Consider the following 21,386-nt stretch of genomic DNA (forward strand, 5'->3'; position numbering starts at 1 on the left):
CAGGCAGATGCCGGCGATACTCCAGGGCTGGTGGGCCGAGGGGTTGGCGGTTCCCGCCTTGAGCGTCTTCCCGCGGTTGAGACGCTGTCACGCAGGGCGGTGGAAGCCCTCCATGCGCACCCGCCCGTCCGCGCCCTCGGTCCAGCCCCTGACGCTGCCATCCGCCTGCTGCTTCGCCTTCACCCGGAAGACGCCGCCCGCGATGAGTGGGCTCAGGCCCCGATAGTCGAGCCGGATCGGCTCACCTCCGGTCAGCGTCGCCAGGATGTTGGCGATCAGCGTCGCCTGGATCGGTCCATGCACGACCAGCCCGGCATAGCCTTCCGTCCCGGTCGCATAGGGGAAATCGTAGTGGATGCGATGGCCGTTGAAGGTCAGCGCCGAGTAGCGGAACAGCAGCAGCGGGCTGGCCTCGACCTCCCAGATGAGATCGGCAGGTTCGCCCGCGGCGGCCGGGCCAGGCGCACCGGCAGCGGAAGCACCCGGCTCTGCCGCCTCGCGATAGACGATGTCGTGCCGTTCGCGCAGCGCCACGCCGCGCTCGGTCGCATAGTCATGGTGGACGGCGACGAAGCAGAGCGGGCCGCTGCGGCCTTCCTTGTAGGAAATCTCGCCGATCCGGGAATGCCTGATGACGCGGTCGCCCTCGCGCAGCGGCGACAGGGTCTCGATCCGCCCGCCGGCCCACATCCGCCGGGGCAACGGCACCGGCGGCAGGAACTCGCCCTTGGCAGCGTGGCCGTCGGGTCCGCAGGCGCCGATATCCGAGATCGGTGGAGCCAGGCACCAGTGCAGCGCCAGCGGCGCCTCGCCGGGATGGTGAGGGGCGAGATGGCGGCCGAAGGTGGCGGCGAAGCTCTGCACCAGCCGCGGCGTGACGATGTCCTGCGCCTCCTCGGTCCTGCCGGTCCAGCCGGCGAGCTTGGCGATGTCGATGCTCATGAGAGGCTTCCCTCGGTCGAAAATGGTCGTTCCGCTCAGGCGGTTTTCGCTTCGATCTGGCGGGCGAATTCGGCGCGCAGTGCCGCGTCGTGTTGGCCCAGCGCCGGAACCGGCCGCATTGCGACGCGCCGGCCGTCGACGATGGCGGATGGCGCCAGCACCGCGACGGGTCCGTTCGGTGTCGGGACGGGCAGGGCGGTCGCCGCCGGATGATCGATCAGTCCGCCCACGGTGGAAACCGTGCCATAGGCGATGGCATGGCGATCCAGCGCGGCGGCGATATCCGCAAAGCGCCGCCGGCCGAGCCGCACCTGCACCTCGCCATCGAGCAGGATGCGCTCCTTCACCCGCAGCACATTTGAGGCGAAGCGGGGATCGGCTGCCAGCTCCGGGCTTTCGAGCACGTCGCGGGCGAAGACCTGCCATTCCCGTTCGCTCTGGATCGAGACCAGCACCTCGCCGTCGACAAGCGAGAACACGCCATAGGGAGCGATCGAGGGATGGGCGAGCCCGACCCGCGCCGGCTCGATGCCGCCATAGCGGCGCGTGAGATAGGGCACGTTCATCAATTCGGCGAGCGTGTCGAACAGCGAGAGCGCGATCGCCGAGCCAACGCCGGTGCGCGCCCGCTTCAGTAGCGCTTCGAGGATCGCGGCATAGGCTGCCTGTCCCGTGGCGATGTCGGCGATCGAGATCCCGATCCGCGAGGGGCCGGATTCGGCCGTGCCGGTGATGGCGGAGAGGCCTGATTCCGCCTGGATCAGCAGGTCATAGGCCTTGCGTCGCTCATGTGGCGTGCCCGGCGCATAGCCGGAGATGTCGCAGGTGATCAGTCGCGGATGGCGTTGCCGGAGCGTGGCGCTGCCGAGCCCGAGCCGGTCGGCCGCACCGGGCGCCAGATTCTGGATGAAGATGTCGGCCGACGCGATCATCGCCTCGACCAGCGCGAGGTCTTCGGGCTGCCGCAGGTCGACCCGGCAGGATTCCTTGCCCCGGTTGATCCAGACGAAATAGGACGACTGCCCCTTGGCGAAGCCGTCATAGCCGCGCGCGAAATCGCCTTCGGGCCGTTCCAGTTTGATGACGCGTGCGCCGGCATCGGCGAGCTTGCAGCTCGCGACCGGCGCAGCCACCGCCTGCTCCAGCGCGACCACGACGATTCCTTCGAGCGCATTCGACATCGGCATCCCCTCAGTAGTCGAGAGAGGAAGAGCGCCCCGGCGCGGCCGAGTCAAATCGCAGCCGCCATGCGCCCGTGTTGGGGGGAGCGCAGCGCCAATGTCGCGAAAACCGCCTGAATCAAGATATGATGAGCGGGCGCTATGCCTTTGACCGGACAGATTAAATCCAGCCGAGCTATCCAGCTGCCGCCGGCTTCGGCCAGCTCGCGGTGATGCCGGGCTGCACCGGCCGTTCCAGATAGGTCGAGAGCACGACATAGCTGCGCGTAGCCTTGACGCCGGGCGTGTCGTAGAGCCGCCCGAGCAGCCCTTCGAGCGCGTGAGTGTCGGTGGTCCGGACCTTCAACAGCATGCAGGTATCGCCCGCGACTGAGTGGATCTCCTCCACCTCCGGGTGCTCCTTCACCGCCATCAGAGCGGGCGTCTTGCCCCAGCCGGTGGTGTCGACATGCACGAAGGCTAGCAGGGTCTTGCCCGTCGCGGTCGGCTCGATCAGCGCCGCGATCTGGCGGATCGCGCCGGATTGCTTGAGCCGCTTGATCCGCTCATGCGCGGCCGGCGGTGACAACCCGACCTTCTCGCCGATCCGGGCATAACTCTCCGTCGCATCCTCGACCAGAACGCCTAACAGCTTTCGGTCCATCGCATCGAGCGAACGCTCCGCCGCGCGTTCGCGCCGAACGCCATCTGTTTTTTGATCCATGGCCGTGAATCCGGTTGAACCTGAATAGTGTTCGGTCATTCTTTCCTCATGCCGAACATGAATCAACACTCTTCCGCCGCAGCCCTGCCGGCCGTCCGCATTCCGGCCGCAGCCTACGCGCTGTGCCTTTGCATCGGCGTCATCGGCTCGAATTCCCTCGTGCTCGGGCCGATTGCGCCGCAGGTCGCGGAAAGCTTCGGTCGAGGCACGCCGGCCGTGATGACGGCCTCGGGCGCCTTCGGCATCGGCACGGCGTTGGCGGCGATCCTGCTCGGCCGCCTGATCGATCGCTTCGGCGCGGGTGCGACGCTGCGGGTGGCGCTCGCGCTTTTTACCCTAGCTCTGGCGGCGAGCGCTGCCGCGCCGGCCCTGCCGATGCTGGTCGGCGCCCAATTCGTGGCTGGCCTTGCGGCCGGCGTGGCGCTGCCCTCGATCTATACGCTCGCCGCTGCGGTCGCCCCAGCCCGACGCGAAAGCGATACGATCGGCATCGTGCTCTCGGGCTGGACGCTGAGCATGGTCGCCGGCGTCTCGCTCTCGGCGGTGCTGGCCGACAGGATCGGCTGGCGCTTCGTCTACGGCTTTGCCGCCGCTGCGAGCGCGCTCGCGCTTTTGGTCGCGCAGGCGATGAAACTGCAGGGCGCGCCAGCAACAACCACGAACTCATCGCCGCTGGCAGCGTTGCGCGTGCCCGGCGTCGCGCCGCTGCTGATCGCCTGCGCCGGCTTCATGGCCTCCTTCTACGGCGTCTACGCCTATATCGGCGACCATCTGCATCGCGTGCTCGGCCTGCCGCTCAGCGCGAACGGCCTGCTCGCTTTGACTTATGGCCTCGGCTTCGGCGCCGCCGCCTTCTTGGATGGATTGATCGACCGCTTCGATGCCGGGCGCTTCCTGCCGGCGATGTTCCTGGCGGTCGGTTGCGTCTATCTCGGCATGGGCGCCGCCAGCGGCAGCTATGTCCTGACGTTGGCGGCGGTGTTTCTCTGGGGGCTCGCCAATCATTTCGGGCTGAACGTGCTGATCATGCGCCTCGGCGCGCTCGATCCCGCGCGTCGCGGCGCGCTGATGGGCCTCAACAGCGGCGTGACCTATCTCGCGCTCTTCGTCGGCACGGCCGCGTTCGGTGCGCTCTACGCGGCGACCGAATTCGCCATCCTGCCCGTCGCGGCGGCGGGGCTGATGCTGCTGGCAGCGCTCTCGGCGAGCCTTGCCCGCCCGAGGACTGCGCCGCGCGTCACATCCTGACGATGTGGCGGATCGTGCGGCCCTCGTGCAGCGCGTCGAAGCCTTCGTTGATCTCGTCGAGACTGCTCGAGCTGGTCCAGAGCTTGTCCACGGCCAGACGGCCACGCTGGTAGAGCTCGATGAAGCGCGGGATGTCGCGCGAGGGCACGCAGGAGCCCACGTAAGACCCCTTCAGCGTCCGCTCCTCGGCGACCAGCCGGACCGGCGAGAGCGACAGCGTATGGGCGGGGTTGGCGAGTCCGGCCGTCGTCGTCGTGCCGCCGCGCCGGGTGATCTGGTAGGCGAGGTCGAGCGCCCTGACCGAACCGGCCATCTCCAGACCGTGGTCGACGCCGCCCTTGGTCGCTAGCTTGATCGCCTCGATCGCATCCGGCGTATCGGCCTTGAAAGCATCGGTCGCGCCGAGCGCCAGCGCCAGATCCAGCTTGTCCTGCGCGAGATCGACGGCAACGACGCGCGAGGCACCACAGGCGATGGCGCCGAGCAGAGCCGAGAGCCCGACGCCGCCGAGCCCGACCACCGCCACCGTCTCGCCAGCCTTGATCCGCGCCGTGTTCACGGCGGCGCCAACACCGGTCAGCACCGCGCAGCCGAACAGGGCGGCAATCTCGTGAGGGATATCGGCCTCGATCTTGACCAGCGAGCGGCGCGAGATCACCGCATGCTCGGCGAAGGCGGAGACGCCGATATGGTGATGCACCGGCTGGCCATGCGTCGAGAGCCGCCGTCCGCCGCCGAGCATCTCGCCGCGCCCGTTGGCAGCATTGCCGGGCTCGCACAGGGCAGGGCGCCCCTCGGCGCAGGGAGAACAGTGGCCGCAGGACGGCACGAACACCATCACCACCCGGTCGCCGGGCTTGAGATCGTCGACGCCTTCCCCGGTTTCGACAACCTCGCCGGCAGCCTCATGCCCGAGCACCATAGGCACCGGGCGCGGGCGGTTGCCGTCGATCACCGAGAGATCGGAATGGCACAGGCCGGCGGCGCGGATGCGAACCAGAACCTCGTCGCGCCCGGGCGGGGCGAGGTCGAGCTCCTCGATCCGCAGCGGGCGGCTCTGCGCATAGGGCGCGGCAACCGGGCTCGCGTTCAGGACGGCGGCACGAATCTTCATGGGGCGTCGGGCTCCGGTCTCTATATCCGCCACCATCCCGACAGGAGAGGGCGCCGCTGTCAAAGTCCGGATGCGTATCCCGTCATTGCGAGGAGCGAAGCGACGAAGCAATCCAGGAGGACTTGGTGAGACGTCTTACCCAGTCCCCCTGGATTGCTTCGCTGCGCTCGCAATGACGGGGAGGGTGAGCGACTGTCGCTCAGGCCGCGTCGGTCAGCGTGCCGCCGAGGAAGAGCTGCCCGATGCGCGGATCGGCGAGGATTTCCGCTGCCGGCCCCTGCATGCGCGTGCGGCCGAGTTCGAGCACCAGCCCTTCGTCGGAAATCTCCAGCGCCGAGCGGGCGTTCTGCTCGACCATCAGGATCGAGACGCCTTTGGCACGAAGGTCCTTCAGGATGCCGAAGGTCTCCTGCACCATCAGGGGCGACAGGCCGATCGAGGGCTCGTCGATCAGCACGAGTTGGGGATCGAGCAACAGGCCACGCACGATCTCGAGCTGCTTCTGCTCACCGCCGGAGAGCGTCGAGGCCTGCTGGTCGGCCTTGGCGCGCAGCGCCGGGAAGCGGTCGAGCGCGGCCTCCAGCCGCCGGGGCATGTCGGTAATCCCGGAGCCGGCCGCGACCGTGCCGAGCTCGATATTGTGGCGCACTGAAAGCTCCGGGAAGATGTTGCGCCCCTGTGGGACGTAGCAGATGCCGGCTTCGAGGAGCTTCCGCTGGTTCCAGCCGGTGATGTCGCGCCCATCGAAGCGGATGCGGCCCTCGCGCAGCTTGAGCAGGCCGAAGATCGCCTTGAACACCGTCGACTTGCCGGCGCCGTTCGGCCCGATGACAGTGGTGATCGCGCCGCGTTTCACCGCGAAGGAGGTGCCGTTCAGGATGGTCATGGCGCCGTAGCCGCCGACCACGCCGTCGAGTTCGAGGATCGGTGTGCTCATCGCCGCGCTCCTCAGTGTCCCAGATAGGCTTCGATCACGGCCGGGTTGGCGCGGACCTCGGCCGGCGTGCCCTCGGCCAACACCTTGCCCTCGGCCAGCACGATGACGCGCGTGCAGAGCGACATCACGAAATCCATGTTGTGCTCGATCACGACGAAGGTCGCGCCCTGCTCGGCATTGATCGCGCGCAGGCGCTCCTTCAGGTCGCCGAGCATGGTCAGGTTGACGCCGCCAGCCGGCTCGTCGAGCAGCACGAGGCGCGGGCCCGCCATGAAGGCCATCGCCGCGTCGAGCAGCTTCTGCTGGCCATAGGACAAGCCCCCCGCCTTGGCGTCAGCGAGATGGCCGAGCTTGAAGAAGCCGATCATCTGCTCGGCCTTCTCCGACAGGCCGGCATCGCGCGCACCGAACAACCGACCGAGCATCGAGCCCTGATGCTCTTGGCCGGCGAGGATCAGGTTCTCGCGCACCGAGAGTTCCGGGAAGACCTGCAGGAGCTGGAAAGTGCGGCTGACGCCGAGCCGGTTGAGAGCGGAAGGCCGCATGTTGGTGACATCGCGGCCGTCGAGCTTCACCGCCCCTTGCGTCGGTTCGAGCTGGCCGAGAATGCAGTTGAACAGGGTCGACTTGCCGCAACCGTTCGGCCCGATGATGCCGAGGATCTCGCCCTCCTTCACGGAGAAGGAGACGCCGTTCACGGCCTTGATGCCGCCGAAGGCCTTGTGCAGGTCGTGGACTTCGAGGACCGGGCTCATCGCGCGCCTCCGGTCTTGCGCCTTATCGCGTTCCAGCCGCGCTCGATCAGGCCGCTGACGCCTTGCGGGCAGATGACCAGCAGAGCCAGCACGATCGCGGCGAAGATGATCAGGTAGAGCGAGCCGGCGAAGCGCAGCCATTCCGGCAGCACGACGCCGAGCAGTGCGCCGACGAAGGGCCCGAACAGATAACCGGCACCGCCCGCGACCACCATCAGCAGCAAGAACAGGCTCTGCGACAGCGAGAACGGCGAGGGGTCGATGAACTCGACCAGCGGCGCGTAGAGCGAGCCGGCAAAGCCGCCATAGGCCGAGCCGATCGCGAAGGCGAGCAAGGTGTAGGCGCGGGTGTCGATGCCGAGGCTCGCGGCCCGGACCGGGTTTTCGCGCAGGGCCGTGAAGGCCCGGCCCCAGGGCGAGCGGACCAGCCACCACAGCCCCAGCGACAGGATCAGCGTGACGACGACGACGAAGCGGTGGAATTCCAGTGCGCCGAACAGCTTGATGCCCAGGAAATCGGGCCGGTTGATATTGGAGATGCCGTAGACACCGCCGGTCAGCCATTGCTCGTTGCGCAAGCCCAGCCAGATCAGCGTCGAGAAGGCGAGCGTGACGAAGGCGAGGTAATGGTGGCGCACCCGCAGTGCCGGAAAGCCGAGCAGGAGGCCCACAGTGAAAGTGAGCAGGCCCGAAAACCCGAAGGCGGCATACCAACTCACCCCGAATTTCGTCGTCAGGATCGCGGTTGCATAGGCGCCGAGCCCCATGAAGGCCGCCTGCGCCAGCGAGGTCTGGCCGGCATAGCCGAGAGTGAGGTTGAGCCCCATCACGCCGATGCTCATGACGAGCCAGAGCGAGAGCACATAGGTGCCGTAGCGGCCCATCCCGACCGGCGCGAACCAGAGGATGACGGCGCCGACGATAAGCGCGATCAGAGCGGCATCGATCCGGCGGACCGGCCGGCGCGGGACTTCGGCAGGGGTTTGCAGGGCAGGGGCACTCATACGCGGCGCTCCTCCTTGCGGCCCATCAGCCCTTCCGGCTTGATCAGGATGATCGCGACGAGCAGCACCAGCGGCACGGCAAGCCGGTATTGCGAGGAGACATAAGCCGCGGCGAGCGAATCCGCGACGCCGATCAGCAGGCCGCCGACGAGCGCGCCGCGTATCTGGTTGAAGCCGCCGACGATGGCGGCGATGAAGGCGAAGAGGCCGATGGTCTCGCCGTTCGAGAACTTCGCCAGATAGATCGGCGAGATCAGAAGCGAGGCGACGACCGCCAGCGCGGCATTGAGCAGGAAGGTGAGCAGCACCATCCGCTCGACGGGAATGCCGAGGATGCGCGCGACGGTCGGATTCTGCGCCGTCGCCTGCATCTGCCGGCCGAGCTTCGTGCCGCCGACGAACCATTGCAGCAGGCCGATCGCCGCGAAGGCGACGACGATGATCGCGAGGTGCTGCAGCGAGATCGTCGCGCCGAACAGATCGATCATGTCGGTCGGCACCAGCGAGGGGAAGCTCTGCGCCTCCGCCGAGAAGCCGTCCTTGGCGCCTTCCTTCATCACGATCGAGAGCGCCATGGTGGCGATGGCGAGCGGCAGCACGCCATGCTTGATCATCGGATCGACGACGACGAGCTTGAAGCCGGCGCCGAAGATCAGCAGGAAGATCGCGATGCCGAGCAATCCGCCGGCCCAGAGCGGCAGGCCGAAGAGCTTGACCGCGAGCAGGATCAGCACGGCCGGCAGCATGACGAACTCGCCCTGGGCGAAATTGATCGTCTGCGAGGTCTGCCAGACCAGCGTGAAGCCGATCGCGGCAAGCGCGTAGATCGCGCCCGTGGCGATGCCGGCGATGAGATAGGCGATGAATTCGGCCATGGCTTCCGCTTTGTGCTCAACCTCACGTCATCCCGGGCGATCGAAGGGAGACCCGGGATCCATTCCGGAGCGCTTCCGAGGAAGGTTCAGGCATGGATCCCGGATCGCCGCTTCGCTACGTCCGGGATGACGTCGTGGTGGGGGTGAGCCTTACGGCTTGATCCGCGGCAGGGTGGTGTTGATCACCTGCTTGCCGTTGACGACTTCGGCGAGGAAGCTCTCGCGGTCGAGATCGCCGTTCTGCTCGATCACGGTGTCGATCAGGATGCCCGGCTCCTCGCTCGCCTTGATGGTCGCGCCGCGCAGCGTGGCGGCCATCCCCTTCGGGTCGAGCTTCTTCTGCTTCTCGGTCGCCCATTTCACCATGAACACGGCCATGTAGCCCTTCACGCCGTTATGGTCGGAGGAGAAGCCGTACTTCTCGCGATAGCGCTTGCCGAATTCCTGCAGGGCCGGGATCGGCGCGTCGGTCGAGAGGCCGACATGGCCTTTTACGCCGTTGGCGGCGTCGCCCGCGAGCTCCAGCACCTTGGCGCCGAGCAGGGTGGTCTCGCCGATCATCGGCTTGGCGATGCCCTGCTGCTTGGCGGCGCGCAGGAAGCGGGCGCTCTCCTCTTCGTTCAGGTAGACGAAGACGGCATCGGCATTGGCGTTCTTCACCTTGATCGCATCGGCGGTGAAATCGGCCTGGCCCTGCTCGGTCGAGACGTCGACGGCGACCTTGATGCCGGCCTTCTCCAGCTCCGGCAGGATGGTGTCGCGTCCGCCCTTGCCGAAATCGTTATTGACCCAGACGACGGCGATCGAGCCGGCCTTGACGGTCTCCTTCAGGTACTTGGCGATCTTCGGCATCGCCGCCGCCTGGCTGATCGAGGTGCGGAAGATGTAGGGATTGCCCTGCCGGGTGAAGCCGGCCGCCTCGCCGCCGACGATCTGGGCGATCTCGGCACGCTGAGAGATCTGCATGGAGGCGCCGATCGGGCCGGAGAAGATCGGGCCGAGGATGGCATAGGCGCCTTCGTCGATGCCGCGCTGCACGGCGGCACGGGTGTTCCCCGGATTGGTCTGCGTGTCGTAATGGACGATCTCGACTTGCTTGCCGAGGATGCCGCCCTTGGCGTTGATGTCGGCGGCGGCCATGTCGGCGCCGTTCTTCCAGTTGGTGCCGGCGGCGGCACCCGCGCCCGACAATTCGATGACGTCGACCAGCTTGACCTTGTCCTGCGCCTGCACGGGCAGGCTGAGGGTGGCGCCGAGCGCGGCGGCCATGACCCAAAGCGATTTCATGTTCCTGTTTCCTCCCGGGCGATTCTTGTCGCACGCGATCTTGGATAGCCGCGGGCGCCCGTCGGCTTTTTGCGCGGCTTTGAGGCATGATGTCCAGAGGCGTGAAGGCCGGGTGGCGCCGAGGCTTTCGCATTGCCGGGGATGGCGCTGGAACGGCCGCTGACGCGGGCTGTCAGCATGCGCCCGGATCGACCTGCCGCGACGGGCCGATGGTGCTAGACAGGGGGAGCCTTGCCGGAGGACCCCGCATGAAACAGGACCCGTTGTTCGAACGCCTCTGGGACGGCAGCGCCGCGATGGAGGAATGGACCGCCGCAGTCTCGCATGGTGCGATCACGCAGGTGGACGACAATATCATCACCGTTCACACGACCTATTTCTGCGGCAGCGTGACGGCGATCCGCACGAACGAAGGCCTCGTCCTGATCGACACGGCCAAGCCGGACACCGCCCGGCAGACGCTCGAAATCATCCGCTCCTGGGACGATGACCCGATCCATACCGTGATCTTCACGCATGGTCATATCGACCATACCAGCGGCATCGAGGTGATCGATAAAGAGGCGGATGCGCGAGGATGGCCGCGTCCGCGTATCGTCGCCCATCGCAACGTCGCACGGCGCATGCAGCGCTATGTCGACTCGCACGGCTTCAACAGCATCGTGCAGGGCCAGCAGTTCAACATGCCCGGCTATGTCTATCCGGTCGGCCAGCCGCCCTGACGAGGTCTATGACGACACCCTGTCGCTTTCGATCGGCGGGGAGAAGCTCGAACTCTTCCATGGCCGCGGCGAAACGGATGACGCGACCTTCGTCTGGCTGCCGGAGCGGCGCGTGCTGGCGAGCGGCGATTTCGTGATCTGGGTGTTCCCCAATGCCGGCAATCCCCGCAAGGTCCAGCGTTACGCCGCAGAATGGGCGCAGGCGCTCCGGCGGATGGAGGCGCTCAAGCCGGAAACGCTGATCCCCGGCCATGGCCCTGTCGTCTTCGGGCGGGAGCGGGTGGCGCGGATGCTGTGCGACGGGGCCGAGGCGCTGGAGCATCTCGTCCGGGAGACGCTGGCGCTGATGAATGCGGGAGCGACGCTCGAAGATGTCTTGAACAAGGTCAAGGTTCCCCAGAGCTATCTCGTCAAGCCCTATCTGCTGCCGAAATACGACGATCCCGAATTCCTCATCCGCAGCATCTATCATCTCAACGCCGGCTGGTTCGATGGTAACGCCGCCCATCTGAAGCCCGCCCGCACCGCGGAACTGGCTGCCGAACTTGCCGATCTCGCCGGTGGCGCCCGCAAGCTGGCCGAGCGTGCCGAGGCTCTGGCAGGGGAGGGGCAGAGCCGGCTCGCTGTGACCCTGGCGGAACTCGCGGCCGCGGCCGCACCGGAGGATCTGCAGCTCCAGACGATCCGCGCCGCGACATTGCGCAAGCTGATCGACAGCGAATCCTCGCTGATGGGGAAGGCCTTCCTTGCCGTCTACGAGCGCGAGGCGGAAGGGCGCTCGAAGGGGTGACAACGCTCCACCTTTGTCATTCCGGGGCTTCGCGATAGCGAAGAGCCCGGAACCCACGGTTGGGTGAGCCGCTGGGCAACCGGCATGGAATGTCTCACCCGGTCGTGGGTTCCGGGTTCACGCCTGCGGCGCGCCCCGGAATGACAAGGGTTGTGCGAAGCCCCTGGCGTGTGGGTCGCCAGAGACCCTACGGAACGACCGACAATTCCCGCGATTTGCGGTCGAGTTCACGGAACACCGGCAGCGACTGCGCTGCGAAGCTTTTCAGCTCGGCGTCGTCCCCTTCGTTGGCGTAGCGCTCCATCATCAGCGTGGCTTCGCGATGGGTGCTGCGCTGGGCTTCGACATAGGCCCTGTCGAAGGCGGGGCCCTGCTTGTCGTTGAGGTCGCGCAGGAGGTCGAGATGGCGCCCGTCCGGGCGGTCGGGCAGGGCGATGTCCGAACGCTTGGCGATGATGCGGCGCAGGCCGCTCGTCACCGCCCCCTGTTCGCTGGCGAGAGCGTGCGCGAAATCCTTGATCGCGGGTGAACTGCTCTTGTGCAGCGCCAATGTCGCCGATTCCATGCCGAACATCTGTGCGATGGCGGTCTGGCGCACGAACTCCGCGGCCGGAACGGCTGACTGCGCTGTGGCGGCGGAGCCGAGCAGAACGAGGCCGGCGAACCCCTGCAAAAGCGCGCGCCGGGTACGAGGGATTATCTGGGTCATGGTCGGGGAACCGGAAAGCCGCCCGGAGGTTCCATGGCACTTGAGCCGGCCACCGGTGCATCGCCTCGTCTTGTCGCGCACGGCCGGCTGCGATAGCAGGACGTGACGCGCTTGCCCGTCCGGATGCAGAGGAATTCCCATGCCGACTACCGTCGAGACCGTGCGCGATGCGCTGGTGAAGGCCCGCCGCGAGCGCTCGCTGGCCGAGATCGCGAGCCTGCCGGTGCCGGCGACCCTGTCCGAGGGCCTCATTGCACAGGCGGCGGTCGGCAAGGCGCTGGGCCTGCCCGAGGCCGGCTGGAAGGTCGGCATCGCCGAGGATGGCACGGCGGTCGCCGGCCTGATGCCCGGACCCTGGCTCGCGCCCGGCGAGGTCTATGACGGCGCGATCGGCGCGGAGCTGCGCATCGAGATCGAGATCGCGCTCCGGCTTGCCCGCGATGTGCCCTTCCGCCCGGGCCAGCCCTGGTCGCGCGCCGAGTTGCTCGCCTGCTGCGACAAGGCCTATCTCGGCATCGAGATCGTCGAGAGCCGCCTTGCCAACTGGGCCGGCAACGTGGCTTTCCCGCTCTGGCTCGCCGATGCGATGGGCCATGGCGGCTATCTCGTCGGCCCGGAGCTCGACATCGCCACGCTCGATGACCTGACCGGCCTCGGCTGCTTCATCTCGCTCAACGGCGTGACGATCTATGACCAGCCGGCGGTGCACGGCAACGGTGATCCGATGGCGCCCTTCCTCGCCTGGGCGAACCGCCAGAGCGACAATCTCGGCGGCCTGAAGGCCGGCCAGATCGTGACCACGGGCAGCCTCTGCGGCGGCGTTCTATCGCCCGGCAAGGGCGAGGTCGTGACCCGGCTTTCGCCGCTCGCCACGGTGACCTTAACCCTTCGTTAGCAGGAACGGTCGAGTCCTTGAGCATTGCGCATATGGGCTCGCTCCCTATGATGGCGGCGGGCATGGGCATGTTTTTGAGTGTGGCGGGGGGTTGCGTGGAGGGTGGATGCGGTTTTGGCGTAGGGCAGGGCATGCGGTCGCGCTGAGCGGCAGCTGTGCATTTGCCACACTGCTGGGCCTGCAGGCTGAACCTGCCCGGGCTTTTGATCTCTCGTCGCTCGACGTGTTCGGCCTCTTCACCAAGAAGGACGAGCCGCCGGCGCCGAGCCCGTCTGCCTTGCCCTACAAGCTCGAATTCGATCTCGGCGAGGCCGACGACGCCAAGGCCCTGACGCGCTCGCTGCAGGACGCCTCGCTGCTCTACCGCCTGCGCCAGGACGCCCCGCCCGATGGCGAGAGCCTGTCGCGCCGGATGGCGACCGACCTCAACCCGATGCTTGATGCGCTCTGGTCGCAGGGCTATTTCAACGCCGATGTGACGTTGATCGTCGACGGCGTCCCGCTCAAGGTCGGGGCCGAGCCGAACGCCACGCTGGTGCGGGCGCTGGAGGCGCATCGCAACCGCGACGCCGTGCCGATCACGATCAAGGCCCGTCCCGGCAAAGTCTTCGGCTTACGCAAGATCGATGTCGTCGAGCAGGACGAGGACGGGCCTCCGGCGATCGCCAATCCGCTCAAGGTCTCCAAGCTGAAGGAAGGCGATCCGGCCACCGCTGCGACGCTGCGGGCGGCGCAGGCCGCGCTGGTCGACTATATGCGGGCGCAGTCGCGACCGCTTGCCAAGGTCGTCGAGCTCCGCCCGGTCGTCGACCACGCCGCCGGCATCATGGACGTGACCTATGTCCTCGCGCCCGGCCCGCTCGCCGGTTTCGGCGACATCACAATCGGCCAGACCGACGAGATTCCGCCCGAGGTCGTGCGCTCCTTCATCTATCTCGAGCCGGGCGATCCCTATTCGCCGAAGGCGCTGGCCGATACCCGCCGCTCGATCGCGACGATCCCTGCCGTCGGCTCGGTCCGCATCCGCGAGGATGACAAGCTCGACGGCGCCGGCAACCTGCCGATCTTCGTCGAGGTGACCGAGCGGCCCAAGCGCCTGCTCGGCTTCTCGGCCCGCTATTCGACGATCGACGGCCCGGCGGTGAAGACCTATTGGGAGCACCGCAACCTGTTCGGCGGCGCGGAGCGCCTGCGGCTCGAGGCCAGCGTCTTCTTCGCGCCGCGCATCGACGGCACCAAGATCCAGCGCTTCGGCGATTTCAAGGAATCCGATCTCGGCGCCCGCTTCGCCTTCAGCTTCATGAAGCCGGCCTTGGGCGGCAGCCGCAACGACTGGCTGCTCGACGGCGTCGCGACGCGCGAGCGCGTCGGCCTCAACCGCTATGGCGGCTACACCGCCCGCTACGCGAATGTCACCACGGCGATCCGCCACCGCTTCAGCGACACCTTCTCGGTCCAGGCCGGCATCGAGGTTGAGCGCGGCCAGACCAGCGATGTGCTGGGGCAGGTCGATTACACGCTGGTCGGCATCCCGCTCTCGGTGAAATACGATTCCACCGACAATCTGCTCGATCCGACCCGCGGTTTCCGCGCCACGGCCTCCTTCACGCCCTATCCGACCTTCCTCGGCTCGACGGTCGGCATTTACCAGACCAAGGCGACGGTCTCCGGCTATTATGCGCTCGACGAGGACAAGCGCTACATCCTCGCCGGCCGTATCGGCTTCGGCTCGGTCTCCGGCGCCAGCCTCGACGAGATCCCGGCGACGCGGCGCTTCTATGCCGGCGGCGGCGGCTCGGTGCGCGGCTATGCCTATCGCAGCCTGTCGCCGCTTGGGCCCTTCAGGCAGATCACCGGCGGCCGCAGCCTGCTGGAAGCCTCGGTCGAGGCCCGCATCAAGGTCACCGACACGATCGGCATCGTGCCCTTCTTCGATGCCGGCACCGCCTTCGAATCGAGCCTGCCGGACGGCAAGCAGAAGCTGCAGATGGCCGCTGGCCTGGGCTTCCGCTACTATACCGGCATCGGGCCGATCCGGGTCGACATCGCCGCGCCGCTCAACCCGCGCAAGGGCGACAAGCCGGTCGCGCTCTATGTCAGCATCGGGCAGGCTTTCTGATGCGCCGGCTCCTGACCCTTCCGCGTCTCGCTCTCCTGGCCCTGCTGCTGACGGCGGGCTTCCTCTTCTCCGCGCATTTCGGCGGCTTCGCCCAGAACGCCCAGACCGATCGCGGCGTCATCGCCGACCTGATCTCCAAGGCCCTGTCGAGCAGCACCAGCCAGGTCTCGATCGGCGAGGTCAACGGCGCGCTCTCCTCGGATGTCGAAATCCGCGACATCGTGCTGTCGGATCGCGACGGCGTCTGGCTGCGCCTCGACCGCGTCCGGCTGATCTGGACCCGAAGCGCGCTCTTGCTGCGCCGGCTCGATGTCGACCGGCTGGAGATCGGCAAGCTCGAAATCTTGCGCAAGCCGGCGCCGCAGCCGGCCGGCGCGGCGCCGCCGAGCAACGAGCCGATCCTGCCCGAATTGCCGCTCAAGGTGATCATCCGGGCGCTCCAGCTCAACGAACTCGCACTGGGCGAGCCGGTGCTTGGCGTCGCCGCCCGCCTGAGCACCAGTGGCGCAGCGCGGCTGGGACCGCCCAATGAGGGGCTCGACCTCAAGCTCGAGGCGAAGCGGCTCGACATGGGCGGACTCTTCGACGTCACCATGTCCTTCGTGCCGGAAAGCACGCGCCTGCAGCTCGCCGCCAAGCTCGACGAGCCGGCGGGCGGCCTGATCGCGAAGGTTGCCGGCCTGCCGGGCGAGCCTCCGGTGAAGCTCGACCTCACGGGCGATGGTCCTCTCGATTCCTTCCGCTCCAGCCTCGTCTTCACAGCAGGCCCAACCATCGGCGCCAATGGTTCGGCCACGCTGACCCGCGCCGGAACCGAACGCCAGCTCGCGCTGGCGCTCGATGCCCGCATCGAGGGGCTGATGCCGGCGCCGGTCGCGCCGGTCTTCGCCGGCTCGACCCGGCTCGATGGTTCCGTCGGCTTCCGCGACGATAGCGGCATCGATATCCGCAATCTCGCGCTGGTCTCGGCCTTGGCCCGTCTCGACGTGCTGGGCCGTTACAATCCCGACAAGACGCTCGATCTGCGGGTGACTGCGGCTTCGCGCCCCAACGAGGGTGGGCGCACGGTCACGGCGGGCACCGAGATCGGCAAGCTCGCCTTCGATGCTACGATCCGCGGCCCGGTGGCCGGGCCGACCGTCGTCGCGAAGCTCGACGCCAATGATGCGAAGCTGCCGGCCGGCCAGTTCGGCAAGGTCGCGCTCACCTTCAACGCGACGCCGACCGGCACCATCGGCGAGCCCGGCACGCGTATTGCGCTGACCTCCGATGGCCAGGCCAGCGGGATCGTGCTGGCCGACAAGGCGCTGATGCGCGCGGTCGGCGACAAGGTCACCTTCACCTTGCGCGGCACCGGACAGGATGACGGCACGGCCGATTTCGAGATGCTGCGCCTCGCTCTCTCCGGCGTCGAGCTGGACTACAAGGGCAAGCTCGGCCAGGCGCGCATGCTCGGCCAGCTCAAGGCGGTGCTGCCCGATCTCGCCCGGTTGAGCGGGCTGGCCGGACGTCCGCTCGGGGGCAGGGCGGATATCACCGCCGATCTCGACGCGACTCCGCGCACGAACAACTACACCGCGACGCTCGCCGGCAAGGCCGAGCGCCTCGCGACCGGCGAGGCCGCGCTCGACCGGCTGCTCGCGGGCAATCTGACCCTCGCTGGCCGCGTGAACGCGCTCGCCGGCGACTATACGGTGACGGGCCTGCGCGTCGCCGGCCAGCATGCCGCCTTCACCGCCGACGGCTCGATCGGCCAGCAGCAATCCGACCTGAAGCTCGCGCTGAACCTGCCCGATCTCAAGCGCGCCGATCCGCGCCTCTCCGGCCGCGGCGACGTCACCGCCCAGATCACCGGCCCGCAGAACAGGCTCGATGCCACCGCCCGCATCGCCGTCGCCAATGCCACCGCGCTCGCCCGGCCGATCCCGCGCCTGACCATCGATGCCGTGGCCAAGGATCTGCAAGGTGCGCTCGACGCCAGCGTCACCCTCTCCGGCGAGGTTGATTCCAAGCCGGCGACCGGCTCGCTGCGCCTCGCCCGCCAGCCCGATGATGGCTGGAACCTCTCGACGCTCGATTTCGCCCTCGGCTCGGTCCGGCTGAATGGCGGCCTGACGCTCGATCCGGCGAGCCGTGCCGCCGGTCGCCTGACGCTTGCGGCGCGCAATCTCGACGATCTCTCCGCCCTGGCGCTGACCAAGCTCGGCGGGCAGCTCGATGCCGATATCGTGCTGGCGACGCCGGAAGGTCGGCAGGACATCGACCTGACCGCCCGCGGTTCGCGTCTCGTCGGCCCCTCACTGACCGTCGACAAGCTCGACGCCCGCGCCAATGCGAAGGATATCTACGGTCGCCCGATGCTCGACGCAGCGATCTCCATCGACCGCGCCGTCGCGGCTGGCGAGGCGATCAGCGGCATCCGCTTCGATTCGAAGGGGGCGCCCGAGGCCAGCGCCTTCACGCTCAGCGCCAATGCCCGTGGCTTTGCCTTGAAGGGCGCCGGGCGGCTTGTTCCGGGCGAGCCCCTGAAGCTGGAGCTCGCCTCTTTCGACGCGCGCCGCGATGGCCGCGCGATCACACTCGCCAATCCCGCTGCGTTCAGCTTCCCGGCCTCCGGCATCGAGATCACCGATCTCGCCCTGCGGATCGACAAGGGGCGAGTGACGCTCGACGGTCGCGCCGGCGAGACGCTCGATCTGCGCTTCGCCGCCCGCGACGTGCCACTGTCCGCCGCAAGCATCGCGGTGCCGAGCCTGAAGCTCGGCGGTACGTTGAATGCCGAGGCGCAGATCAAGGGCAGCCCGGGCGACCTCTCGGGCCCGTGGAAGCTCAGGATCGCGCAGCTCGTCACCCCTGAAACCCGGCAAGCCGGTCTGCCGCCGGTCGAGATCCAGGGCGAGGGCGCGCTCAAGGGCGACGCCGCCGGCATCTCTGCCACCATCAATGCCGGCAAGGGCGCCAGCCTGACATTGCGCGGCACTGCCCCGCTCAACGCCACCGGCCCGCTCGACCTCACCGCCCAGGGTCGGGTCGACGCCGCACTCGCCAACACCATGCTGGCCGCAGGCGGCCAGCGCGTCACGGGCGCGGTCGCCCTCGACATGCGCGCCGGCGGAACCGCTTCCGCCCCCCGCCTCAGCGGCAACGCGACCCTTTCGGGCGGCAGCTTCACCGACGCCCTGCAAGGCATCCGCTTCAACGCCATCGAGGCGCGGGTCGCCGCCAACGGCGACAACCTGACGATCGAGCGCGCCTCCGCCCGGACGCCGAACGGCGGCACGATCTCCGCCAGCGGCCAGGTCAAGGTCGATCCGGCCGCCGGCTTCCCCGGCAACATCCGGATTCGCGGCGATCGCGCCCAGCTCGTATCGAGCGGACTGGTCACCGCCGTGGCAGGGCTGAACCTCGAAATCGCCGGCCCGCTGGCGCAGCGCCCGCGCCTCGGCGGCCGGATCGATATCGCCTCGCTCGAAGTCTCCGTGCCGGATCGCCTGCCGGCGACGCTGCGGCCGGTCGACGGCATCAAGCATGTCAATGCCAAGGGCGCGGCGGCTGCCCGCCTCGCCGCCGCGCGCAAGGCGCAGAAGGCCAAGGGGCGCCGTGGCCGCGCTGCGCCGGCCTTCGATGCGGCGCTCGCCCTGACGGTCTCCGCCCCCAGCAAGGTCTTCATCCGCGGCCGTGGCATCGATGCCGAGCTGGGCGGCGAGATCCGCGTCGGCGGCACGTCCTCCGCGCCTGCATTGGACGGCGGCTTCGAACTGCGCCGCGGGCGGCTCAGCGTCCTGACCCAGCGGCTCGATTTCAGCCGCGGCCGGCTGACCTTCGCCGGCGGGCTGATTCCCGATCTCGACTTCATCGCCCAGACCAGCGCCGGCGACGTCACCGCCCGCATCATCATCAGCGGCCCGGCCGACCAGCCGGTCTTCGCCTTCACCTCGCAGCCTGAACTGCCGCCCGACGAAGTGCTGTCGCGGCTGCTCTTCGCCCGTGCCTCGGGTTCGCTCTCGGCGTTCCAGGCCCTGCAGCTCGCCCAGGCGGCGGCGCAGTTCGCCGGCGGCGGCGGCGGCGATACCTTCGAGCGGCTGCGCAAATCGCTCGGCGTCGACAATCTCGACATCCAGATGGGCGAGGGCGGGCCGACCGTGGGAGCCTCGCGCTATATCAGCGACAATATCTCCGTTGGCGTGAAGGTCGGCTCCAAACCCGAGGATAGCGGCGTCTCGGTCGGCATCGACCTGACCAAGCGCCTGAAGCTCCAGGCCGAGACCGGGGCCGACGGCAGCGCTGCTGTCGGAATCGGGGCCGAGTGGGAGTACTGAGCCGGCCGTGTCGCCCGAAAAGGGCGCGCGAAGAGATTCGGTCCGATTCCCCCTTTCAGCGATGCGATTCCCCGGCCAGGCAAGCCGAAAACCTCTTGTGCGGTGCCGTTTGGGTTAATGCTTGGTGAATTTTGCCGGTCAAAGCGTGGCTCCCCTGCAACACCGGTTTCCAAAGCACCCCATTCACAGGCTCGGGCGGCGGATCGAGGTTGATCGGCGGGGCGGCTTTCGTATGGTGGGAATGCGTCGGGACGTTCCCGGTCGCTGTTTTTCGCCTTCGCCTCCGAAATAGGTCGGTGACGCAGGCGAAAGACCGGGAACAGGCAGGTTCTGCGATCAGGCTAGAAAGCTTGGGGCGGGGGGCAGGCTGAAGCCCGAGGGTCTCGAAACTCTTTTGGAGGTTACCAAATGAAGCTCGTCAAGAGCCTCCTCCTCGGTTCCGCCGCCGGCATCGCCGCGGTCGCCGGGGCTCAGGCCGCCGACCTTCCCTCGCGGAAGGCCGCTCCGGTCGAATACGTTCGTGTCTGCTCCGCTTTCGGCGCCGGCTTCTTCTACATCCCGGGCACCGACACCTGCCTTCGCATCGGTGGTCGTGTTCGCGCCGAGTACACCTTCGGCGAGCGTTGGAATGCTGGTCAGGACTCGTACGGCACCCGCGCTCGCGGCCGTATCTACATCGACGCTCGTAACCAGACTGCCTATGGCACGCTGCGCACGTTCGTTCGTTACGACCTGACGACCAGCACCGGCTCCTACCGCTACGGCGGCACGAACGCTGGCGCCAACCGCTTCTCGGGTGTCAACGGCGTCAACGAAGACGTTGCCTTCCTCGACAGCGCCTTCGTTCAGCTTGGCCCGTTGACCGCTGGTAAGATCCAGTCGTTCTACTCGTTCTACGCGAACGACTACGGCTTCCAGGTCCTGCGTACCTCGGACCGCCAGGTCAACCTGCTCGCCTACACCGCCACCTTCGGCGGCGGCTTCAGCGCCACGGTTTCGCTCGAAGATCCTAAGACCACGGGTCGTCGTCCTTCGGTCCTCGCCTACCAGGGCACGACCTATCCTGACGTCGTCGCTTCGCTGCGCGTCGATCAGGGCTGGGGCTCGGCTCAGCTGTCGGGCGCCATCGGCGACCGTGGCATCTACTCGTCGCCGTTCGCCGGCGGCAACGGTGCCAAGAAGGACGAGATGGGCTGGGCAGTCCAGGCCGGCGTGAAGTTCAACCTGCCGATGCTGGCTGCTGGCGACGCCCTGTTCCTGCAGGCTGGTTACGCTGACGGCGCGATCGAGTATCTCGGCTTCACGGGCACCGGCGCGATCGGCCATGGCCGTCTGCTCGGGTACATTCCGGCTAACTTCGGCGTGAACGCCTTCGGCAACATCAAGTCGACCACCGGCTACAACCTCGTTGCCGCTCTGCGTCACTTCTGGACCCCGTCGCTGCGTTCGGACTTCCTGGCTTCGTACGCTGCTCTCCAGACGAACGACGGCGTGAATGCTTTCGGCGCGCCGATCTCGGTCGACCCGAAGGAGCTGATGCTCGGCGCCAACCTGGTGTGGATGCCGGTCGCCGGTCTCGACATCGGTGTCGAGGTTCTCTACTCGCGCACCGAGTACGGCACTCGCGTTCCGGACGCCAAGTTCGCTGCTGCTGGCCTCCCGGTCCGCCTGCTGAAGTCGGACGACGCCTGGACCGGCCGTCTGCGCATCCAGCGCGACTTCTGATCGGTCTCCGATCTCTGGTCAGGAAGCCCCGGGGAAACCCGGGGCTTCTTTTTTATGTGGG

The 21,386-nt window shown here is 67.7% G+C and carries 17 protein-coding genes; 7 read left to right on the forward strand and 10 right to left on the reverse strand.

Annotated elements, in window-relative coordinates:
• Nucleotides 1–87 precede the first annotated feature (87 nt).
• From ACWIEX_RS07295 to ACWIEX_RS07305, 3 genes are all read right to left on the reverse strand, one after another.
• Nucleotides 88–942, reverse strand: coding sequence for an HTD2 family dehydratase (locus tag ACWIEX_RS07295; protein ID WP_454032420.1), 855 nt, complete (start codon nucleotides 940–942; stop codon nucleotides 88–90).
• A gap of 35 nt (nucleotides 943–977) precedes the next feature.
• Nucleotides 978–2,123 (reverse strand): CaiB/BaiF CoA transferase family protein, encoded by a 1,146-nt coding sequence (locus ACWIEX_RS07300; protein ID WP_454032421.1) that lies wholly within the window; start codon nucleotides 2,121–2,123, stop codon nucleotides 978–980.
• A 175-nt stretch (nucleotides 2,124–2,298) separates the two neighbouring features.
• Nucleotides 2,299–2,826 (reverse strand): Lrp/AsnC family transcriptional regulator, encoded by a 528-nt coding sequence (locus tag ACWIEX_RS07305; protein WP_454032422.1) that lies wholly within the window; start codon nucleotides 2,824–2,826, stop codon nucleotides 2,299–2,301.
• A gap of 48 nt (nucleotides 2,827–2,874) precedes the next feature.
• Here ACWIEX_RS07305 and ACWIEX_RS07310 point away from each other — a divergent pair, with 48 nt between their 5' ends.
• Nucleotides 2,875–4,074 (forward strand): MFS transporter, encoded by a 1,200-nt coding sequence (locus ACWIEX_RS07310; protein WP_454032423.1) that lies wholly within the window; start codon nucleotides 2,875–2,877, stop codon nucleotides 4,072–4,074.
• On the opposite strand, the gene ACWIEX_RS07315 is transcribed toward ACWIEX_RS07310, so the two are convergent.
• The 6 genes from ACWIEX_RS07315 to ACWIEX_RS07340 all read right to left on the reverse strand — a co-directional run bounded on the left by ACWIEX_RS07315 (nucleotide 4,064) and on the right by ACWIEX_RS07340 (nucleotide 10,046).
• Nucleotides 4,064–5,188 carry a zinc-dependent alcohol dehydrogenase family protein gene (locus ACWIEX_RS07315; RefSeq protein ID WP_454032424.1) on the reverse strand — a complete coding sequence of 375 codons (1,125 nt, stop codon included), beginning with the start codon at nucleotides 5,186–5,188 and terminating at the stop codon, nucleotides 4,064–4,066. The two genes, ACWIEX_RS07310 and ACWIEX_RS07315, sit on opposite strands and share 11 nt — an antisense overlap.
• Before the next feature lie 199 nt (nucleotides 5,189–5,387).
• Nucleotides 5,388–6,125 (reverse strand): ABC transporter ATP-binding protein, encoded by a 738-nt coding sequence (locus ACWIEX_RS07320; protein ID WP_454032425.1) that lies wholly within the window; start codon nucleotides 6,123–6,125, stop codon nucleotides 5,388–5,390.
• A gap of 11 nt (nucleotides 6,126–6,136) precedes the next feature.
• Entirely contained in the window at nucleotides 6,137–6,880 is a 744-nt protein-coding gene (locus tag ACWIEX_RS07325; protein WP_454032426.1) for an ABC transporter ATP-binding protein, read from the reverse strand.
• Nucleotides 6,877–7,884, reverse strand: a complete 1,008-nt coding sequence (locus ACWIEX_RS07330) for a branched-chain amino acid ABC transporter permease (RefSeq protein WP_454032427.1) — start codon at nucleotides 7,882–7,884, stop codon at nucleotides 6,877–6,879. Before ACWIEX_RS07330 ends, ACWIEX_RS07325 begins: the two co-directional genes overlap by 4 nt.
• The gene (locus ACWIEX_RS07335; RefSeq protein ID WP_454032428.1) at nucleotides 7,881–8,759 is read right to left on the reverse strand and encodes a branched-chain amino acid ABC transporter permease; all 879 of its coding nucleotides are present in this window, start codon (nucleotides 8,757–8,759) and stop codon (nucleotides 7,881–7,883) included. Before ACWIEX_RS07335 ends, ACWIEX_RS07330 begins: the two co-directional genes overlap by 4 nt.
• Nucleotides 8,760–8,909: 150 nt before the next feature.
• Nucleotides 8,910–10,046 (reverse strand): ABC transporter substrate-binding protein, encoded by a 1,137-nt coding sequence (locus tag ACWIEX_RS07340; protein ID WP_454032429.1) that lies wholly within the window; start codon nucleotides 10,044–10,046, stop codon nucleotides 8,910–8,912.
• Between the two features lie 248 nt (nucleotides 10,047–10,294).
• On the opposite strand from ACWIEX_RS07340, the gene ACWIEX_RS07345 reads away from it, so the two are divergent.
• Nucleotides 10,295–10,768 (forward strand): MBL fold metallo-hydrolase, encoded by a 474-nt coding sequence (locus tag ACWIEX_RS07345; RefSeq protein ID WP_454032430.1) that lies wholly within the window; start codon nucleotides 10,295–10,297, stop codon nucleotides 10,766–10,768.
• Nucleotides 10,740–11,558, forward strand: a complete 819-nt coding sequence (locus tag ACWIEX_RS07350; protein ID WP_454032431.1) for an alkyl sulfatase dimerization domain-containing protein — start codon at nucleotides 10,740–10,742, stop codon at nucleotides 11,556–11,558. Before ACWIEX_RS07345 ends, ACWIEX_RS07350 begins: the two co-directional genes overlap by 29 nt.
• Nucleotides 11,559–11,745: 187 nt before the next feature.
• On the opposite strand, the gene ACWIEX_RS07355 is transcribed toward ACWIEX_RS07350, so the two are convergent.
• Nucleotides 11,746–12,267, reverse strand: coding sequence for a DUF4142 domain-containing protein (locus ACWIEX_RS07355; RefSeq protein ID WP_454032432.1), 522 nt, complete (start codon nucleotides 12,265–12,267; stop codon nucleotides 11,746–11,748).
• Nucleotides 12,268–12,406: 139 nt separating this feature from the next.
• On the opposite strand from ACWIEX_RS07355, the gene ACWIEX_RS07360 reads away from it, so the two are divergent.
• The 4 genes from ACWIEX_RS07360 to ACWIEX_RS07375 all read left to right on the forward strand — a co-directional run bounded on the left by ACWIEX_RS07360 (nucleotide 12,407) and on the right by ACWIEX_RS07375 (nucleotide 21,325).
• Entirely contained in the window at nucleotides 12,407–13,162 is a 756-nt protein-coding gene (locus tag ACWIEX_RS07360) for a hypothetical protein (protein WP_454032433.1), read from the forward strand.
• A gap of 106 nt (nucleotides 13,163–13,268) precedes the next feature.
• Nucleotides 13,269–15,281: an autotransporter assembly complex protein TamA gene (locus ACWIEX_RS07365; protein ID WP_454032434.1), complete on the forward strand. Its 2,013-nt coding sequence runs from the start codon at nucleotides 13,269–13,271 to the stop codon at nucleotides 15,279–15,281.
• Complete coding sequence (locus tag ACWIEX_RS07370; RefSeq protein WP_454032435.1) at nucleotides 15,281–19,600, forward strand: translocation/assembly module TamB domain-containing protein; 4,320 nt, start codon at nucleotides 15,281–15,283, stop codon at nucleotides 19,598–19,600. The genes ACWIEX_RS07365 and ACWIEX_RS07370 overlap by 1 nt, the downstream gene beginning before the upstream one ends.
• Before the next feature lie 408 nt (nucleotides 19,601–20,008).
• Nucleotides 20,009–21,325, forward strand: a complete 1,317-nt coding sequence (locus ACWIEX_RS07375) for a porin (RefSeq protein ID WP_454032436.1) — start codon at nucleotides 20,009–20,011, stop codon at nucleotides 21,323–21,325.
• Nucleotides 21,326–21,386: the final 61 nt, after the last annotated feature.

Source organism: Allobosea sp. NPDC055353 (genome assembly GCF_053644975.1).

Excerpts from the sequence above, each read along its gene's own strand:
- ACWIEX_RS07330 (WP_454032427.1), bottom strand. The coding sequence starts at position 7,884 with ATGAGTGCCCCTGCCCTGCAAACCCCTGCCGAAGTCCCGCGCCGGCCG.
- ACWIEX_RS07315 (WP_454032424.1), bottom strand. The coding sequence starts at position 5,188 with ATGAAGATTCGTGCCGCCGTCCTGAACGCGAGCCCGGTTGCCGCGCCC.
- ACWIEX_RS07295 (WP_454032420.1), bottom strand. The coding sequence starts at position 942 with ATGAGCATCGACATCGCCAAGCTCGCCGGCTGGACCGGCAGGACCGAG.
- ACWIEX_RS07345 (WP_454032430.1), top strand. The coding sequence starts at position 10,295 with ATGAAACAGGACCCGTTGTTCGAACGCCTCTGGGACGGCAGCGCCGCG.
- ACWIEX_RS07340 (WP_454032429.1), bottom strand. The coding sequence starts at position 10,046 with ATGAAATCGCTTTGGGTCATGGCCGCCGCGCTCGGCGCCACCCTCAGC.
- ACWIEX_RS07350 (WP_454032431.1), top strand. The coding sequence starts at position 10,740 with ATGTCTATCCGGTCGGCCAGCCGCCCTGACGAGGTCTATGACGACACC.
- ACWIEX_RS07360 (WP_454032433.1), top strand. The coding sequence starts at position 12,407 with ATGCCGACTACCGTCGAGACCGTGCGCGATGCGCTGGTGAAGGCCCGC.
- ACWIEX_RS07310 (WP_454032423.1), top strand. The coding sequence starts at position 2,875 with ATGCCGAACATGAATCAACACTCTTCCGCCGCAGCCCTGCCGGCCGTC.
- ACWIEX_RS07375 (WP_454032436.1), top strand. The coding sequence starts at position 20,009 with ATGAAGCTCGTCAAGAGCCTCCTCCTCGGTTCCGCCGCCGGCATCGCC.
- ACWIEX_RS07370 (WP_454032435.1), top strand. The coding sequence starts at position 15,281 with ATGCGCCGGCTCCTGACCCTTCCGCGTCTCGCTCTCCTGGCCCTGCTG.
- ACWIEX_RS07335 (WP_454032428.1), bottom strand. The coding sequence starts at position 8,759 with ATGGCCGAATTCATCGCCTATCTCATCGCCGGCATCGCCACGGGCGCG.
- ACWIEX_RS07305 (WP_454032422.1), bottom strand. The coding sequence starts at position 2,826 with ATGGATCAAAAAACAGATGGCGTTCGGCGCGAACGCGCGGCGGAGCGT.
- ACWIEX_RS07300 (WP_454032421.1), bottom strand. The coding sequence starts at position 2,123 with ATGTCGAATGCGCTCGAAGGAATCGTCGTGGTCGCGCTGGAGCAGGCG.
- ACWIEX_RS07320 (WP_454032425.1), bottom strand. The coding sequence starts at position 6,125 with ATGAGCACACCGATCCTCGAACTCGACGGCGTGGTCGGCGGCTACGGC.
- ACWIEX_RS07365 (WP_454032434.1), top strand. The coding sequence starts at position 13,269 with ATGCGGTTTTGGCGTAGGGCAGGGCATGCGGTCGCGCTGAGCGGCAGC.
- ACWIEX_RS07325 (WP_454032426.1), bottom strand. The coding sequence starts at position 6,880 with ATGAGCCCGGTCCTCGAAGTCCACGACCTGCACAAGGCCTTCGGCGGC.
- ACWIEX_RS07355 (WP_454032432.1), bottom strand. The coding sequence starts at position 12,267 with ATGACCCAGATAATCCCTCGTACCCGGCGCGCGCTTTTGCAGGGGTTC.